Raw genomic sequence first — 16,816 nt, 5'->3', positions numbered from 1 at the left:
TCAAAAACGAACCAGCGCCGAGCCCCAGGTGAAACCGCCGCCAAAGGCTTCCAGCAGAATAAGCTGACCTGGCTTGATGCGGCCATCGCGCACCGCTTCATCCAGCGCGGTCGGCACAGAGGCGGCAGACGTGTTGCCGTGACGATCGAGCGTGACCACGACCTTATCCATTTCCATACCCAGCTTGCGCGCGGTAGCGCTGATAATACGCAGGTTGGCCTGATGCGGCACCAGCCAGTCAATCGCTTCGCGCTCAAGGTTATTGGCCTGCAGCGTTTCTTCAACGATATGCGCCAGCTCCGTCACGGCAACTTTGAAGACTTCGTTGCCGGCCATGGTGACGTAAGAAGGCTGTGCCTGATTCTCACGATCCTGGTTAGCCAGCGTCAGCAGCTGCCCGTAGCGGCCGTCGGCGTGCAGATGGGTGGAAATGATGCCCTGCTCTTCGCTGGCGCCAAGCACCACGGCGCCCGCGCCATCGCCGAACAGAATGATCGTGCCGCGATCCTCAGGATCGAGCATACGCGCCAGCACGTCGGAACCAATCACCAGCGCATTTTTTACCGCACCGTTTTTAATGTACTGATCGGCGACGCTCAGGCCGTAGGTGAAGCCCGCACAGGCCGCCGCCAGATCGAAAGACGCGGCGTCTTTAATATCCAGCATTTGCTGGATCATGCAGGCGGAGCTTGGGAAGGCGTGGCTGGAGGAGGTCGTTGCCACCACAATCAGGCCGATATCGTCTTTATCGATACCCGCCATTTCCAGCGCGCGCTCGGCGGCATGAAAGCCCATCGTCGCCACGGTCTCGTCGGGCGCAGCGATGCGACGTTCACGGATACCGGTACGGGTGACAATCCACTCGTCCGACGTATCCACCATTTTTTCCAGATCGGCGTTAGTCCGCACCTGTTCAGGCAAATAGCTGCCCGTACCGATAATCTTTGTATACATGTCCGCTCAGTCACTCTTAGGTAATACAGTTTCAAGGCGGGCGGCAATCCTTTCCGGAAGTTGCCGCCGCACCGCCTGCTCTGCCTGTTCTATCGCCGCAACAAATGCGCGCTGGCTGGCGCCGCCGTGGCTTTTTACCACGGTTTTGCGTAGCCCTAACAGGCAGGCGCCATTGTACTGGTCGGGGTTAAGATGACCGAAGCGCTTAGCCAGGCGTTTTTTCAGCAAACGCCCCAGCAGCGACAGCCACCAGGCCCTTTTTTTACCTTCTGGCGATTGCAACAGCGAAAGAAACACTCTGACCACGCCTTCCATTGTCTTTAACGTGACGTTGCCGATGAAGCCATCGCACACAAGGACGTCCGTTTTCCCGGTAAGGAGTTCGTTGCCTTCGAGGTATCCAATATAGTTAATTTCCGGCGCGTCACGCAGAATACCTGCGGCGTCCCGAATCGTTTCCAGACCTTTGGTTTCTTCCTGCCCAATATTCAGCAGCGCAACGCGCGGTCGGCTGATGGCCAGCACTTCTTCCGCCATGACCGCACCCATTATCGCGAATTGCACCAGCATAGCGCTATCGGAATTCACGTTAGCGCCTAAATCCAGCAGTACCGTTTTGCCAGCCCGTACGTTGGGCAGCACGGTCATTAGCGCCGGACGCTCGATACCGTTTAACGATCCGAGCATGAGCTTGGCCAGCCCCATCAGCGCGCCGGTATTGCCTGCGCTGACGCAGGCGTCGGCCTGTCCTTCTTTTACCAGCTCAAGCGCCACGCGCATTGAGGAACCCCGGCTATGGCGAATAGCCTGTGCCGGTCTGGCATCACTGGCAATAACCGACTCGGCAGGAATAATCTGTAGACGTTCCCGGAGCGCGGAATCAGCTTTTGCGAGTAATGACGTGAGTGTGTCGGGATCGCCGACCAGAAGAAGATGTAGCTGCGGATCGGACGCCAGTGCCTGCATTGCCGCAGGCACTGTCACGCAGGGACCGAAGTCCCCGCCCATGGCATCAATCGCCAGGGTCAAACGTGTCAAAGTATCGCCGGCTGGGCCGTGAGTTACTTAACGATGACCTTGCGACCGCGGTAGTAACCATCCGCAGTGATGTGGTGACGCAGATGCGTTTCGCCAGAAACTTTATCTACGGAAAGAGTGGCAGTGGTCAGCGCATCGTGTGAACGACGCATGCCACGTTTGGAACGGGTTGGTTTATTCTGTTGTACGGCCATGGACCTTACTCCTATTACTTACGCTTTAAACTGGCTAATACGGCAAATGGGTTTGGTTTTTCCGCCTCTGCAGGCAACTTGCCAAAGACCATGTCCGCCTCGGACACTTCACAGTGTTCAGAATCATGCACCGGAACGACCGGCAGGGCGAGGATAACTTCATCTTCCACCACCGCCAGCAGGTCGATTTCGCCAAACTCGTTGACTTCGACCGGCTCGTACGCTTCCGGCAGTGCCTCCGCCTGCTCGTCATTGACGATCGGGCTGAAGCAATACGTTACGTGGACAGAATGCGGAAAGTTCTGGCCGCAGCGTTGACAACACAGCGTAACGGAGACCGCCGCAGTGCCTTTCAGCACCGCTAAACGCTGATTGTCGATTGCGAACGACATCGAACATTCTACATCGCTATCCACACTCACTACCGATTCGGCAAGACGCTCCACCTGTTCAGGGGTGTAAACGCCCTGGTAGTCCAGGCGTTTCTGAGCGGTGCGAACCGGATCGAGAGTCAGGGGTAATTTTACCTTTTGCATAGGGCGCGCATATTAACTTTGTAACGAGTTAGAGTCAAAGAAAAAGGCCGTTTAACAGCATCTTTCACCCATTATTCGCAACCAGTGCGGCGCATAGTTTAAAATGTCCTGCACTCCTGCGCTATCTATTCCGGAAAAAATTATGACACAGCTGGTTCTGGCTTCAACCTCCCCTTTCAGAAAAGCCTTGCTTGAGAAACTGGGCCTCACTTTTATTACCGCAGCGCCGGAGGTGGATGAAACGCCGCAGACCGGCGAATCTGCGATAGATCTGGTGCAGCGCCTTGCCGGCCAGAAGGCCCGCGCGCTGGCGGCAAGCTATCCTGACCATCTGATTATAGGCTCCGACCAGGTTTGCGTAATAGACGGTAAAATAACCGGAAAACCGCATACGGAAGAGAAAGCCTGCGAGCAGTTACGCCAGGCCAGCGGCCATAGCGTGATTTTTTATACCGGCCTTGCGCTTTTTAATAGCCGGACGAAAAGCATAAAGGCGATCTGCGAACCTTTCAGCGTGGATTTCAGATTATTAACGGAGCAGGAGATTATTAATTATGTTCGCAAAGAGCAGCCTCTGGGCTGTGCAGGCAGCTTTAAGAGCGAAGGATTAGGTATTACGCTGTTCGACAGATTAACGGGCCGCGATCCTAATACGCTGGTCGGGCTGCCGCTAATCGCGCTTTGCGAAATGCTGCGCGAGGCGGGAATGGATCCGCTGGCAGGTTAGGATCCTGTCGGCTCGGCAGCTTCTGGCTGGTCAGAAATTTTGAGGCTGGCAGGTCGTTTCTGGCTTGTCAGGAGGTTCAAGGCTATACGTAAGTCCTCACGGGCTAAGTCGCTTTAGCCTGTAAGAAAGCGGGAGGGGCCATCCGGAACCGGGACACGCAAAAAACGTCATCCCTGACACGCTCGGTTCGCTTATCCGGACAGCGCCTCCCGCCATTAGCCTTAGCGTAGCGCCAGGGAGGAATCGCTTAAAAACAGGGCCTGCAATTTATCACTGATTTATTGAAGGCATATTATTTAAGACATACGATCGTCCGTTATCTCTCACTGGCGAACCGTCTTTACCGCTGACGATTACCAGAACCGGTTATGACCTGCCTTTACTGACGCTGAGCATCCATGCCAATGTCGAATAACGCTGCACTAAAGATCACTTCGCCGGAGAGGTTTTTCGCAATACGGCCAGGCAGTGCTTCAGCTCATCATCCAGCGGCGCTTCCACTCGCATCACTTCTCCGCTGTTCGGATGGGTGAACTTAAGCGCGGCGGCGTGCAGAAACAGCCTTTTCAGACCCGTTCCCGCCAGCTGAGCATCGAAATCTCTTTCGCCATAGCGATCGTCAAAGGCAATCGGATGCCCCGCATGCAGCGTGTGTACGCGGATCTGGTGCGTCCGCCCGGTAATGGGGCTGGCTTTGACCAGCGTCGCCTTTTCATAACGCTCTTCAACTTTGAAACGCGTTTCGGAAGGCTTGCCTTCGCTACTTACCCGCACCACGCGCTCGCCGCTTTGCAAAATGTTTTTCAGCAGCGGCGCCTGCACCGCTTTTACATGGGAAGGCCACGAGCCGCGCACCAGCGCCAGGTAGTCTTTCTGCATCCCCTTTTCACGCAGCTGTTCATGCAGCGAACGCAGCGCGGAGCGTTTTTTTGCTACCAGCAGGATGCCAGAGGTATCGCGATCCAGACGGTGCACCAGCTCCAGGAAACGCGCCTCCGGACGCAGCGCCCGCAGGCCCTCGATTACGCCGAAGCTTAGCCCGCTGCCGCCGTGAACGGCGGTGCCTGAGGGCTTATTCATCACCAGGATATAATCGTCTTCATAAACGATAGCGTTCGCCAGCGCGGCCACCTTATCCAGCTTTGGCGAAACGGCCGCTTCTTCGCGTTCTGCGACCCGAACCGGTGGAATACGCACTTCATCCCCGGCTTCCAGCTTGTATTCCGGCTTAATGCGTCCTTTATTTACCCGCACTTCGCCCTTGCGCAAAATGCGATAAATCATGCTTTTCGGCACGCCTTTTAGCTGCGTGCGTAAAAAATTATCGATGCGCTGCCCCGCGTCATCGGCGGCGATAGTCACAATTTGAACTGCTGGAGTATTGGTTTTCATGGTTGGCGATTCTAAATAGAGCGTCAGCATAGCGCCACTTCTTTTTCTGTGCTTAACTGACAGTGACCTCTGCCGCAGAAGGTTTATGCCTGTTTTTTCGGCAATTTGCTGAAAAGCGCTGCAAATCGTTTTAAAAGCTGGAATAAACTTCGCAGAGCGGGAAAAGTCACCTTGCTATCACAAGCTTAGCAGTGGAATAATGATTCCGTTTTACTGGCTCAACGCATGTGAAACAAGAGAATAGCGTTATAAGAATTTTGCCGGATCGTACATACACGCAGCAATGGCGTAAGACGTATTGTGCAATCAGGCATTTAGCGGGCTGCGGGTTGCAGCCTGGACGACAAGACGGGACAGGTTCACTCTGGTACCACTGGTGGTTATCCCTCTTTATAAACGCGCTGTTTTTCCAGTTGAAAAGCAGGCTACCGAGATTTGCGCCCCTTGAGCTGGCGACAACCGGGAGGTTGACGGCTTTGCGATGAGACACGGGGCCATCGGTTTAGACGCGTCCAGCGTTACTATGCCCGTAGCTTTGTCACTAATGTAAGAATAATGAGTAAGTTACGATGAAAAGAATGTTGATCAACGCAACTCAACAGGAGGAGTTGCGTGTCGCCCTTGTAGACGGACAGCGTCTGTACGATCTGGATATCGAAAGCCCAGGACACGAACAGAAGAAAGCCAATATCTATAAAGGTAAAATTACCCGCATCGAACCCAGCCTTGAAGCCGCCTTCGTTGATTACGGCGCTGAGAGACACGGTTTTCTCCCTCTGAAAGAAATCTCCCGCGAAAACTTTCCTGCCAACTATTCCTCTCATGGCCGTCCTAATATCAAAGACGTGCTGCGTGAAGGTCAGGAAGTTATTGTTCAGATTGATAAAGAAGAGCGCGGCAATAAAGGCGCGGCGCTGACTACCTTTATTAGTCTGGCCGGCAGCTACCTGGTGCTGATGCCGAACAATCCGCGCGCGGGCGGCATTTCCCGCCGTATCGAAGGCGATGACCGCACCGAGCTGAAAGAAGCGCTTTCCGCGCTGGATCTCCCGGAAGGCATGGGTCTGATCGTGCGTACCGCAGGCGTCGGCAAATCCGCCGAGGCGCTGCAGTGGGATTTAAGCTTCCGTATGAAGCACTGGGAAGCGATTAAAAAGGCTGCCGACAGCCGCCCTGCTCCCTTCCTGATCCATCAGGAAAGCAACGTTATCGTTCGCGCCTTCCGCGACTATCTGCGTCAGGATATCGGCGAAATCCTTATTGATAACCCGAAAGTGCTGGAGCTGGCTCGCCAGCATATCGCCGCGCTGGGCCGTCCCGATTTCAGCAGCAAAATCAAGCTGTACACCGGCGAAATCCCGCTGTTCAGCCATTACCAAATCGAATCGCAAATCGAGTCGGCCTTCCAGCGTGAAGTGCGTCTGCCTTCCGGCGGCTCTATCGTTATCGATTCCACCGAAGCGCTGACCGCTATCGACATCAACTCCGCGCGCGCTACCCGCGGCGGCGATATCGAAGAAACCGCCTTTAATACCAATCTGGAAGCGGCGGATGAAATTGCCCGCCAGCTGCGCCTGCGTGACCTGGGCGGCCTGATTGTTATCGACTTTATCGATATGACGCCGGTTCGCCACCAGCGCGCGGTAGAAAACCGCCTGCGTGAAGCCGTGCGCCAGGATCGTGCCCGTATCCAGATTAGCCATATCTCGCGTTTCGGCCTGCTGGAGATGTCGCGTCAGCGCCTCAGCCCGTCGCTGGGCGAATCCAGTCATCACGTCTGCCCTCGCTGTAGCGGCACCGGCACCATCCGTGATAACGAATCGCTGTCGCTTTCTATTCTGCGTCTGATTGAAGAAGAAGCGCTGAAAGAGAACACCAAAGAAGTCCACGCTATTGTTCCGGTACAGATCGCATCCTATCTGCTGAATGAGAAACGTGAAGCGGTAAGCGCCATTGAAAAACGCCAGGGCGGCGTGCGCGCGATTATCGTGCCTAACGATCAGATGGAGACACCGCACTACTCCGTGCTGCGCGTGCGCAGCGGCGAAGAAACGCAGACCCTCAGCTATCATCTGCCAAAGCTGCATGAAGCCGAAATGGCGCTGCCTTCGGAAGAAGAGCACGCCGAGCGCAAACGTCCTGAGCAACCAGCTCTGGCCGCGTTTGTAATGCCGGATGCGCCGCCTGTGCCGCACGAGCCGGAACCAGAAGCGCCTGTCGAGCCTGCTGCTGTCGCTCAGCCTGCCGCCGCGCCTGCTGCTAACGAGCCGGGCCTGGTCGGCCGCTTCCTGCGTGGCCTGAAGAAGATGTTCGCTGCCGAAGAGAAGCCAGCCGAACAGCCTCAGCCTGCCGCCGTGGTGGAAGAAGAAGAGAAAGCGCCGGAAGCTACCCCGCCGCGCAGCGAGCGTCGTAACAACCGCCGTCAGAATAACCGTCGCGACCGCAACAATGGCGATCGTTACGGTGACCGTAGCGAGCGTAACGACCGCAACGGTGAACGCAACGACCGTAACGGCGAGCGTAACGATCGCAACGGCGAACGTAACGACCGCAACGGTGAACGTAACGACCGCAACGGCGAGCGTAATGACCGCAATGGCGAGCGTAATGACCGCAACGGCGAGCGTAATGACCGCAATGGCGAACGTAACGACCGCAACGGCGAGCGTAACAACAATCGCAACAGCAATCGTAACGAGCGCATGGTGCGCGACAGCGATCCGCAGGCGGAAGCACGCGAAGAGAATCGTCGCAACAAACGCAACGTCACGCCGCAGGATGATGCGCCGGTCAGTGAAGAAGTTCGCAACCAGCAGCGTGAAGAGCAGCAGCAGCAACGCCGCGAACAGCGCGCCGAGCGCAAACGTCGTCAGGAAGAAAAACGCCTGGCCGCTCAGGAAGAAAAAGTTGAAAGCGCACTGCCAGAAGAAGAAGCGGCTGTCGCTGTTGAACAGGGTGAAGAGCAGGTTCAGGTAATGCCGCGTCGTAAGCCGCGCCAGCTGAGCCAGAAAGTGCGTATCGAGACGGCTGAGCAAACCGCAGCCCGCTCTTTCGCGCCGGAAGAAGCCGCGCCAGCTGAAGAACAGCAGCCAGCCCTGACCGAAGCGGTGGATATCGTGGAAGCTGATGAGGAAGAGCGCGACACCAACAGCATGCCTCGTCGTTCACGTCGTTCGCCACGTCATCTGCGCGTTAGCGGCCAGCGTCGTCGTCGCTATCGTGACGAGCGTTACCCGAACCAGTCGCCGATGCCGCTGACCTTTGCCGCCGCTTCCCCGGAAATGGCTTCAGGTAAAGTGTGGGTCTCCTATCCGGTAGCCCATATCTCTGATAACCATGAGATTGAGCAGTCGGTAGTGCCGGATTACGGTCACGAAGAGACGGCCGCAGCCGTTGCCGTGGCGGTCGCTGAAAGCCTGCCGCAGGACGTACAGGACGAAGCGCAGCCGGTACATATCGCTGAGCCAGTCTCTGTCGAGCCAACAACATCGGCTGAAATCGCTGCTGCCGTAGCGCCAACAGCCGTAACCGACAACGCTGCGATTGCTGCGCCGGTGAATGAAGAACCTGCCGTTATCTCCGCCGCTGACGAAGAAGTCGCACAAGAGGTTGCACAGGCCGCCTTCCCGGCTGCGGAACCCGCAGAAAGCGAAGCTGCCGATCGGGCTTTCGCCGCCGACGTCAGCGAGCAAACAGAGCAGCAGGTAGCCGAAGTGCTTAACGCGCCAGAAGTCAAAGCACCCGTAGTGGCTTCCGAGCCGCACGCGCCGGTTGCCGGTCGCGACGAGCCTGCTTCTGCGTCCGCACAGGCTGAAGCCGCAGCGCCAGCAGCGCAGACTGAGGCTCCGGCCCAGGCTGAAGCAGCAGCGCCAGTAGCGCAGACTGAGGCTCCGGCCCAGGCTGAAGCCGCAGCGCCAGCAGCGCAGGCTCCGGCTCAGGCTGAAGCCGCAGCGCCAGCAGCACAGGCTCCGGCTCAGGCTGAAACAGCAGCGCCAGCAGCACAGGCTCCGGCTCAGGCTGAAGCAGCAGCACCAGCAGCGCAGACTGATGCTCCGGCTGAAGCAGCAGCGCCAGCAGCCCAGGCTGAAGCACCGCGTGTTGCTTCCGCTGCGCCAGCGCGTCCTCAGGCACCTGCTGAAGCCGCTCCACAGGCTCAGGCAGCACCGGCGTCAACAACAGCCGTTGCTGAAAAAGCGCAGCCTGAAGTTGCCGCGCCGGCCTTTAAACATCATGCCACGGCACCGATGACCAAAGCGCCAGCGCCTGAGTACCAGGCAGAACCTGCTCGCAACAGCGACTGGGTGCGTCCTTCCTTCAACTTTGAAGGCAAAGGTTCCGCAGGTGGTCATGCCGCCACTCATCAGGCGACGGCTCCGGCTACCCGCCCTGAGTAAGCAGCAAGGCTGATAAAAAGCCCCGGTCAGTGACCGGGGCTTTTTTTTGCCTGAGCTGGCGCAGTACTATGCTGGCTGCGCGATATGCGCCGCTTCTCCGCTATTAATCATTATTTTTGATAGTAATTATCCGCGCCAAACGCTCGATTTCCGGCCTTGGTCGGGATCAGGCCGGCCAGGCGGCTACGCGATGGCGTTGCCGATTATTTTTCACGCTATGACGTGCTGATTACGTAAGTGCTGCCAGTTCCTGCTCATAAACATGGCGTTGAACAGTTTACTATTGCGGGGCAAAGCGTTGACGCAACCTGTCTGCAAGGGGCGACGGTGCCGCTTAACATAACCGGTTTACCCGGCGTGTCGCTTCCTTTTGGTACGGGCAGTGCAGATTGTCAGCAAATGACATGCAGAAGCGACTGTTTTACACGTGGTTTCGTTACCGGAAGCGGTTACTCCGGTGAAGGGATGCCATCCGGCATTGTCATATCCCGCCGCCACGCTTAGCTTTATTTATCCATTTCAAAGGAGGCTATTTATGGATGCTTTTTTTCAACCTGTTGAACTCGAAAAAGCTTATCGGCTGATCAATCACGGCCCAACAATCCTGGTGTCGGCAACACATGAAGGCGTCGAAAACGTGATGTCCGCCGCCTGGGCGTGCGGACTGGATTTCAAACCGGCAAAATTAACGGTGGTGCTTGATAAAAGCGCCTTTACCCGCCGCCTGATTGAAGCCAGCGGTCAGTTTGTTATCCAGGTTCCCACCGCCGCGCAGGCCGACCTTGTGCATTACCTGGGCACCCATTCACGCCATCAAGAGCAGGATAAGCTGTTGAAATCGGGCGTGGATCTTTTCTCCGTGCCGGAAGTTGCGCCGCCGCTGGTGGCAGGCTGTGCCGCCTGGCTTTTTTGTCATCTTATCCCGCTTGAACAAAATCAGCAGGATCATGATTTATTTATCGGGGAAATTAAAAGCGCGTGGGCTGACAGCCGGGTGTTCAGAGAAGGTCACTGGCACTTTGAAGAAGCGGGCGATGAGTGGCGCAGCCTGCACTATATTGCCGGCAAACATTTCTATACTACCGGCACGTCGCTGGTGGTGGAATAAGCAAACAACAGGCAAAAAAAACCCGTCGTCAGGAGGTTAATCTGAAGACGGGGAAAAAACGGACGCACCCGGTTTAAGCGCGTCCAAAATGGGTAAACCTAAGAATTCATTTTAAACAGCGACATCTGCGACATGGAGCTGAACACTTTATAAGACGCCTGTAGCGCAGCCTGCTTCATGGTGTAAGACGAAATCGTGCTGGTGTAATCGGCATCTACCAGATTACTCATCTGGGTCGCCTGGCTCAGCGCGGTATCGTCAGATTTCGCTTCAATGCTGTCCAGCTCGCTCAGCTGCGTACCCACTTCGGACTGAACTTTCAGCACGTTGTTCATGGAGTTACGCAGGCCACGGTTGGCCTTAGCCATATCCGCTGCCGCCGCATCTTTGGTCGCGCCGTCCGCATTCGCCAGCGGCTGCTTCAGCGAGTTAATCGCCGTGTTCAGCGTGGTAAAGATGTTGCTTTCACTGGCGCTGCCGTCCGGCTCCGCCACCGCATTGCTGGTCAGCGAGGTAAAGACCTGGCTGCCGGTATGGCTGGTGGTCATGGTGCGGCTGGCATCCACTTTCTGGCTGATGGCGGTATCGCCGCCGCTGTAGGCGACGTTGCCGCTGGCATCCTGAGTGAAAGGTGCCGTATCGGACTTGTAACCAGCAAAAATATAGCGGCCGTTACCGTCCGTAGAGTTCGCCAGGTTCATCAGCTGATCGCGCAGGCTGGTGAGCGTGGTTGCATAAGTCGAGCGGTCTTCGTCCGACAGCGTGCCGGTTGAAGCCGCCACTACCGCCGTTTGCGCCTGGGTGATCACGCTGGTCACCTGAGACAGATTGGTGGCTTCCTGCGACAGGCTGCTGGTGGCGAAGTTACGCGCCGTTTTGTACTGGCTGGTCTCGGCCTGAGCCTGAGACAGCACAACGGCCTGGGCCGCCGCGACCGGATCGTCCGAGGGCCTGACCACGCGTTTGCCGGTCGATAACTGTTCGCCTGACTTCAGCCAGCTGGCCTGCGAATCAGAAATGCCGCGCATTTGCTGGTCATAAATCATTGTGGTGCTTAAACGCATGATTTTATCCTTCTGAGGAATCAGCTTACGGCGCCAATCAGCGCGTTAAATATGGTCGTGGCGGTCTGCAAAATCTGCGCATTGGCCGTGTAATACTGCTGATAGCGCGTCAGGTTGCCGTATTCTTCATCCAGGTTCACACCGGAAACGGACTGCTGCTGATTGGTCAGCTGCGTCACCACGTTGCCCTGCGTGGTGCTGGTCGTTTGCAGGTTGCTGGTTTTGTTACCGATAGAGGCAACCATGCTGGCGTAGCCCTGCGTCACCGTGCTGCTGCCCCCGATGACTTTTTTGGTCTGCAAATCCAGCAGCGACTGAGCATTTTTGTTGTTGCTCACACCATTATCGGCATCGCCAGCGGCGACTTTAGCTTCGTCGGTGATATTGACGCTCATATTGGTGATAACGTTGGCAACCGGCTTCACCAGGAAGCTGTCCTTCGCCGTTGGCGTACCGGACACCGTCAGCTGCAGGCCATCAAAGTTCAGCGTGGTGTTGCCGCTGGCGTCCGTAGACGGGTTCGCGGACACGCTGGCATTGTCGGAAAGACGCTTTACGCTCCAGCCGTTGGTGTCGTAGCTCACCTTATAATCAGACGCTTTTACCGCGCTGGTATCGGTCCAGGCTGCCGAAAGCGAAGCCGTCTTGCTGTTATTGGTGTTGGACGTCACCGACGGGCCGCCGAGGTTAAAGAAGGCCTCGCCCGCGTCGCCGTTGCTGTCATAGCCCGCTTTGTGCTGGGTATTGAAGCTGTCGCCCAGCGCCATCGCCATCTGGCCAAGCTGGTTACGGGTATTATCCAGATCGGTGCGGAAAGCCAGCAGGCCGCCCAGCGAGCCGGTGGTCACCAGGCTTTCCGGGATTTCCGTCGCCTTACCGCTGGTATTATCCACCATAGCGATAGTTTTACGGCTCGGATCGCTGCTGGCAGAAACGGAGGCCAGCTTGCTGTAGCTGTCGCCCTGCACCAGCGAAATACCGTTGCCGATGCTGATGTTATAGCTGCCGCCGTCCTGCTGGCTGACGGTTACGCCGACAATTTTGTTCAGATCGCTGACCAGCTGATCGCGCTGATCCATCAGATCGTTAGGCTCGTTGCCCGCGCCCGCGCCTTTCAGCTTGGTGATCTGCTGGTTGATATTGGCGATCTGCTTAGCGTAGCCGTTGATCTGATCGACGCTGGAGGTGATCGAGGTGCTCAGGCTGCTGTCTACGTTACGTAAATAAGTATCCGTAACCCTGAACTGGTTAACCAGACCGTCGGCCTTACCCAATACCGCCTGACGCGAAGACGAGTCGGAGGCGTTGCTGACCAGCGTTTGCAGCGAAGAGAAGAAATCCTGCACGGTGGTCGACAGCGTATTGGTGGTGCTGGAAAACATATCGTCAATGTTGGACAGCTGGCTGTACTGCGTGGTCAGCGCGCTGGACTGGGTGCTGGCGCTGCGCAGCTGATTGGTAATAAAGGCATCGTATTCGCGGTTGACGCTGGCCACCGCCACGCCGTTGCCATAATACTGCGTGCCGTTCAGCGTGCTGCTTGCCTGGGCAAGAACCGTAGTCTGACGTGAATAGCCAGCAACGTTGTAATTGCTGATGTTGTTACTGGTGGTGCTCAGCGCGGCCGAAGCGGCGTTGATACCGGTCATAGCGGTGTTAATTAAGTTAGACATGTCGGTTCCTTATTGCTCCAGCACGGGCCGGCATTACAATCGGTTGCCGGCATGCGCTGATGCGGAACCGGCTTTTAAACGTTATCGGCAAAAATAAGGCAAACTTGAGCGGAAAATCAGAACAAATCGCCGATATCCTGGCTATAGGCTTTCACTACTTTCTCGCCCATGTTCTTGAATTGTTGGATCATTCCCACCAGCTTCTGCGCATACTTCGGATCGGTGGCGTAGCCTGCCGCCTGAAGCGCCTGCGCGCCCTGCTCCGGCGTTGCCGCCGTGGTCACCGCCTGGTAGCGCGGGTTGTTGGCAATCAGCTTCACGTAGTCGCTCAGCGCATCGAAATAGGAGTCATAAACGCGGAATTTGGCTTTCACCTTTTTCGCTTCGCCGTGCTCATATTCGGTGGTGGTGATTTCGGTAGTTTTGCCCTGCCAGCTGCCCGTCGCCTTAATGCCGAAAAGGTTAAAGCTTGGCTTGCCTTCTGCGGTCATGATCTGCCGCTGGCCCCAGCCAGACTCCAGCGCGGCCTGCGCCAGGATCAGGTGATGAGGAATACCGGTACCGGCGCTGACTTCTTTCGCCGGCTGCGACAGTTTGGCAATAAAGTCAGCGCTGTCGCCGCTGAGCGGTCTGTCCGGCGAAGCAGGCAGGCGCGGCACGGCGCGACGGACGATCCGCTCCTGCTCTGTTTCCATCGCCATCGCCAGCGGCGGCAGCGTGTTGATAAAGTCTTTATCCAGCCTCATCGGCACGGTGCCCGCTTTCTCATCGGGCGCCTGCGCCTGCTCCATCTGCTTGACCATCATGTCGGCCAGGCCAAGCCCTTTCGAGGCGATTTCCTGCCCAATCTGCTGATCGTACATTGAGGTATAAAGACGCGTCTGTTCGGTGCTCAGCAGACCATCCTGCGGCAGCGCCTGGCGCATACTTTTCAACATCATTTGCACAAACATCCCTTCTACCTGTTTGGCGACTTCCCGCGCATGCGCTTTCGGGTCGTTGCTGGCCTGGCGTTTCAGGTTGTTCAGTGAGCCGCTGTCGTAGGCGGCTCCCATCAGAGACTGGGCGTTGCTCATCAGATAATTTCCAGTTTGGCGTGCAGACAGCCCGCGCTCTGCATTGATTGCAGGATGGACATCAGGTCGATCGGCGTGGCGCCTAAGGCGTTCAGGGCACGAACAACGCTGTTCAGGTTGGCACTGGCGTTTACGCTTTGCAGCGCGCCGCCGCTCTGGCGCAGGTCGATCTGCGTTTGCGGCGTGACCGTGGTCTGGCCGCCTGCGAACGGCGTGTTCGGCTGGCTGACGTTCTGCTGCTGGTTAACCGTGACCGACAGGTTGCCCTGAGCGATAGCGCAGGAGCTGAGCATCACTTCGCGATTCATTACCACCGAGCCGGTGCGCGAGTTGATAATCACTTTTGCATCCTGAATCGGCACGGAAACATCGATGTTCTGGATATCAGCCAGCAGGCGAACCTGAGAGGTGCCGTTAGCGGAAACCTGCACCTGCACGGTACGGCCATCCAGCGCCTGAGCAGAGCCGTAGCGACCGTTAATCGCGTCAGCAATACGCTGCGCCATGCTGAAGTCTTCTTCATTCAGGAACAGATTGATCACGTTAGACGCGCCGAAGCTGTTCGGTAGCTCACGCTCGATGGTCGCGCCGCCGGTAATACGGCCGCCGTTCACCTGGTTAACCGTGACGCTGCTGCCGCCGGCAGAAGCGCCCGCGCCGCCCACCAGGATGTTGCCCTGCGCCAGCGCATAAACCTGGTTATCCACACCTTTCAGCGGGGTCATCAGCAGCGTGCCGCCGCGCAGGCTTTTGGCGTTACCCATAGAAGAAACCACCACGTCAATCACCTGGCCCTGACGGCCAAAGGCAGGCAGCTTGCCGGTGACCATCACCGCCGCGACGTTTTTCAGCTGCATGTTGGTGCCGCTGGGCACGGTAATGCCCAGCTGCGACAGCATGTTGTTCAGACTTTGCGTGGTAAACGGCGTCTGGGTAGTCTGGTCACCGGATCCATCCAGCCCGACAACCAGACCGTAACCGATCAGGGAGTTGTCGCGCACGCCGCCAACCGTGGTCAAATCGCGAATGCGATCGGCGTGGGCAAAAGCGCTGACCGCAGTCAGCAGCAGCAGGGTGAATCGAATAATCTTACGCATTTTAACCTCTTAGAATGGTGACAGGTTCAGGAAGAACCGTTGCAGCCAGCCCATCGTCTGTGCCTCATTGATATAGCCGTTGCCGACGTACTCAATGCGGGCATCCGCCACCTGGGTCGAAACTACGCTGTTGCTGCCGCTGATGGTGCGTGGGTTAACCACGCCCGAGAAGCGGATAAATTCCGTACCCTGGTTAATCTCAATCTGTTTCTCACCAACCACTTTCAGGTTGCCGTTCGGCAGCACCTGATTCACGGTCACGGTGATGACGCCGATAAAGGTGTTGTTCGCCGTTGCGCCGCCTTTACCTGCAAAGTCGCTCTTGCCGTTGGCGTCGATATTGGTTTTTTCGCCGCCCAGCAGGCCGGTCAGCGCGGAAGGCAGCGCCGTCAGACCAAGGGATGCGCTACCGTCACGTCCTGCGGAGGCCGTGGAGCTTTTGCTCGCACTGACGTTTTCCTGCAGGGTAATGGTCAGCGTATCGCCGATATTACGTGGACGACGATCCTCGAACAGCGGCTGGTAGCCGTAGTTCATCGGCATCACGCCCTGAAAAATGGAGCCGTTAACCACAGGCGGCGAAGCGGCCAGCGGCTGGGCCGTTGTCGAACCTTCAACCAGGGGCTGACGTGGAACTAAAGCACAACCGTTAAGCGTCAGAAGCGCTAAGGCTACTAACAAGCGTCCAGGCACTGAAATTTGCTTCGCCATGGAATTAACCTTTAATCATTAGAGAAAACTTTTATTAAGCGCCGGGCGAACCCGGCACGGTCTTACTTACAGCTGAGTCAGTTTGGCCAGCATCTGATCGGACGTGCTGATTGCCTTACTGTTGATCTCATAGGCGCGCTGAGTCTGGATCATGCTGACCAGCTCCTCGGCAACGTTTACGTTGGAGGTTTCAACGTAGCCCTGATAGAGCAGGCCCGCGCCGTTGTTGCCCGGCGTGCTGTCGGTCGGCGCGCCCGATGACTGCGTTTCCTGGTACAGGTTTTCACCTTTGCTTTCCAGGCCAGCATCGTTAATAAAGGTGCTCAGCGTCAGCTGGCCGACCTGCGTAGGCTGGGTCTGACCCTGCACCGTCACGCTGACCACGCCGTCACGACCGATAGTCATGTTCAGGGCGTTGGCCGGGATAGTGATCGCCGGCTGCACCGGGAAACCGGCGTTGGTCACCAGCTGGCCGTTCTGGTCAGTCTGGAAAGAGCCGTCACGGGTATAGGCCAGCGTGCCGTCCGGCATCTGTACCTGGAAATAACCCTGCCCGCTGATCGCCACATCTTTCGATGAGTCGGTTTTGTTCAGGTTGCCCTGAGTGTGCAGACGCTCGGTCGCTACCGGACGAGTACCGGTACCCAGCTGCATCCCGGAAGGCAGAGAAGTCTGTTCAGAAGACTGCGCGCCAGGCTGACGAATGGTCTGATACATCAGATCTTCAAACACGGCACGCTGGCGTTTAAAGCCGTTGGTGCTGACGTTCGCCAGGTTGTTCGAGATAACGTCCATATTGGTCTGCTGAGCATCAAGACCGGTTTTGGCAATCCATAAAGAGTTAATCATGTT

14 protein-coding genes are annotated in these 16,816 nt (G+C 56.9%); 3 read left to right on the top strand and 11 right to left on the bottom strand.

Annotated features, from left to right (window positions below):
• From QCD69_RS16060 to yceD, 4 genes are read right to left on the bottom strand one after another with little or no spacing between them, the layout of a single operon-like run.
• The gene (locus QCD69_RS16060) at window positions 1–954 is read right to left on the bottom strand and encodes a beta-ketoacyl-ACP synthase III (RefSeq protein ID WP_125290773.1); all 954 of its coding nucleotides are present in this window, start codon (window positions 952–954) and stop codon (window positions 1–3) included.
• A 6-nt stretch (window positions 955–960) separates the two neighbouring features.
• Window positions 961–1,992, bottom strand: coding sequence for a phosphate acyltransferase PlsX (gene plsX, locus QCD69_RS16055; RefSeq protein ID WP_301252720.1), 1,032 nt, complete (start codon window positions 1,990–1,992; stop codon window positions 961–963).
• Between the two features lie 23 nt (window positions 1,993–2,015).
• Complete coding sequence (rpmF, locus tag QCD69_RS16050; RefSeq protein ID WP_013025362.1) at window positions 2,016–2,186, bottom strand: 50S ribosomal protein L32; 171 nt, start codon at window positions 2,184–2,186, stop codon at window positions 2,016–2,018.
• 14 nt (window positions 2,187–2,200) lie between these two features.
• On the bottom strand, window positions 2,201–2,722 hold the full coding sequence (gene yceD, locus QCD69_RS16045; RefSeq protein ID WP_125290775.1) for a 23S rRNA accumulation protein YceD: 522 nt from the start codon (window positions 2,720–2,722) through the stop codon (window positions 2,201–2,203).
• A 142-nt stretch (window positions 2,723–2,864) separates the two neighbouring features.
• On the opposite strand from yceD, the gene QCD69_RS16040 reads away from it, so the two are divergent.
• Window positions 2,865–3,449 (top strand): Maf family protein, encoded by a 585-nt coding sequence (locus tag QCD69_RS16040; RefSeq protein WP_301252718.1) that lies wholly within the window; start codon window positions 2,865–2,867, stop codon window positions 3,447–3,449.
• A 429-nt stretch (window positions 3,450–3,878) separates the two neighbouring features.
• Here the strand turns inward: QCD69_RS16040 and rluC are convergent, their stop codons facing one another.
• A complete protein-coding gene (rluC, locus tag QCD69_RS16035) occupies window positions 3,879–4,841 on the bottom strand; it encodes a 23S rRNA pseudouridine(955/2504/2580) synthase RluC (protein WP_253461018.1) in 963 nt (320 codons plus the stop codon).
• A gap of 569 nt (window positions 4,842–5,410) precedes the next feature.
• On the opposite strand from rluC, the gene rne reads away from it, so the two are divergent.
• Both rne and QCD69_RS16025 read left to right on the top strand, forming a co-directional pair.
• Window positions 5,411–9,235 carry a ribonuclease E gene (gene rne / locus QCD69_RS16030; RefSeq protein ID WP_301252716.1) on the top strand — a complete coding sequence of 1,275 codons (3,825 nt, stop codon included), beginning with the start codon at window positions 5,411–5,413 and terminating at the stop codon, window positions 9,233–9,235.
• A gap of 535 nt (window positions 9,236–9,770) precedes the next feature.
• Entirely contained in the window at window positions 9,771–10,343 is a 573-nt protein-coding gene (locus QCD69_RS16025; RefSeq protein ID WP_301252714.1) for a flavin reductase family protein, read from the top strand.
• Between the two features lie 98 nt (window positions 10,344–10,441).
• Here QCD69_RS16025 and flgL read toward each other — a convergent pair whose 3' ends face one another.
• The 6 genes from flgL to flgG form a co-directional block, all read right to left on the bottom strand.
• Window positions 10,442–11,407 carry a flagellar hook-associated protein FlgL gene (flgL, locus tag QCD69_RS16020; RefSeq protein ID WP_253454600.1) on the bottom strand — a complete coding sequence of 322 codons (966 nt, stop codon included), beginning with the start codon at window positions 11,405–11,407 and terminating at the stop codon, window positions 10,442–10,444.
• Between the two features lie 20 nt (window positions 11,408–11,427).
• A complete protein-coding gene (flgK, locus tag QCD69_RS16015) occupies window positions 11,428–13,080 on the bottom strand; it encodes a flagellar hook-associated protein FlgK (protein WP_253454601.1) in 1,653 nt (550 codons plus the stop codon).
• 116 nt (window positions 13,081–13,196) lie between these two features.
• Window positions 13,197–14,156, bottom strand: coding sequence for a flagellar assembly peptidoglycan hydrolase FlgJ (flgJ, locus tag QCD69_RS16010; protein ID WP_301252713.1), 960 nt, complete (start codon window positions 14,154–14,156; stop codon window positions 13,197–13,199).
• Window positions 14,156–15,253, bottom strand: coding sequence for a flagellar basal body P-ring protein FlgI (locus tag QCD69_RS16005; protein ID WP_301252711.1), 1,098 nt, complete (start codon window positions 15,251–15,253; stop codon window positions 14,156–14,158). Before QCD69_RS16005 ends, flgJ begins: the two co-directional genes overlap by 1 nt.
• Before the next feature lie 9 nt (window positions 15,254–15,262).
• Window positions 15,263–15,964, bottom strand: a complete 702-nt coding sequence (locus tag QCD69_RS16000; protein ID WP_253454603.1) for a flagellar basal body L-ring protein FlgH — start codon at window positions 15,962–15,964, stop codon at window positions 15,263–15,265.
• A gap of 66 nt (window positions 15,965–16,030) precedes the next feature.
• Entirely contained in the window at window positions 16,031–16,813 is a 783-nt protein-coding gene (gene flgG / locus QCD69_RS15995) for a flagellar basal-body rod protein FlgG (RefSeq protein ID WP_125290784.1), read from the bottom strand.
• Between the last annotated feature and the right edge of the window lie 3 nt (window positions 16,814–16,816).

Source organism: Erwinia sp. PsM31 (assembly GCF_030433775.1).
GTDB classification, from domain to species: domain Bacteria; phylum Pseudomonadota; class Gammaproteobacteria; order Enterobacterales; family Enterobacteriaceae; genus Erwinia; species Erwinia aeris.
Note: the sequence above shows the minus strand (reverse complement) of the source record. Positions and strands in the feature narration are given on the sequence as shown.

Coding starts and splice junctions, on each gene's coding strand:
- QCD69_RS16060 (WP_125290773.1), bottom strand. CDS start 954: ATGTATACAAAGATTATCGGTACGGGCAGCTATTTGCCTGAACAGGTG.
- rpmF (WP_013025362.1), bottom strand. CDS start 2,186: ATGGCCGTACAACAGAATAAACCAACCCGTTCCAAACGTGGCATGCGT.
- yceD (WP_125290775.1), bottom strand. CDS start 2,722: ATGCAAAAGGTAAAATTACCCCTGACTCTCGATCCGGTTCGCACCGCT.
- QCD69_RS16040 (WP_301252718.1), top strand. CDS start 2,865: ATGACACAGCTGGTTCTGGCTTCAACCTCCCCTTTCAGAAAAGCCTTG.
- rluC (WP_253461018.1), bottom strand. CDS start 4,841: ATGAAAACCAATACTCCAGCAGTTCAAATTGTGACTATCGCCGCCGAT.
- rne (WP_301252716.1), top strand. CDS start 5,411: ATGAAAAGAATGTTGATCAACGCAACTCAACAGGAGGAGTTGCGTGTC.
- QCD69_RS16025 (WP_301252714.1), top strand. CDS start 9,771: ATGGATGCTTTTTTTCAACCTGTTGAACTCGAAAAAGCTTATCGGCTG.
- flgL (WP_253454600.1), bottom strand. CDS start 11,407: ATGCGTTTAAGCACCACAATGATTTATGACCAGCAAATGCGCGGCATT.
- flgK (WP_253454601.1), bottom strand. CDS start 13,080: ATGTCTAACTTAATTAACACCGCTATGACCGGTATCAACGCCGCTTCG.
- flgJ (WP_301252713.1), bottom strand. CDS start 14,156: ATGAGCAACGCCCAGTCTCTGATGGGAGCCGCCTACGACAGCGGCTCA.
- QCD69_RS16005 (WP_301252711.1), bottom strand. CDS start 15,253: ATGCGTAAGATTATTCGATTCACCCTGCTGCTGCTGACTGCGGTCAGC.
- QCD69_RS16000 (WP_253454603.1), bottom strand. CDS start 15,964: ATGGCGAAGCAAATTTCAGTGCCTGGACGCTTGTTAGTAGCCTTAGCG.
- flgG (WP_125290784.1), bottom strand. CDS start 16,813: ATGATTAACTCTTTATGGATTGCCAAAACCGGTCTTGATGCTCAGCAG.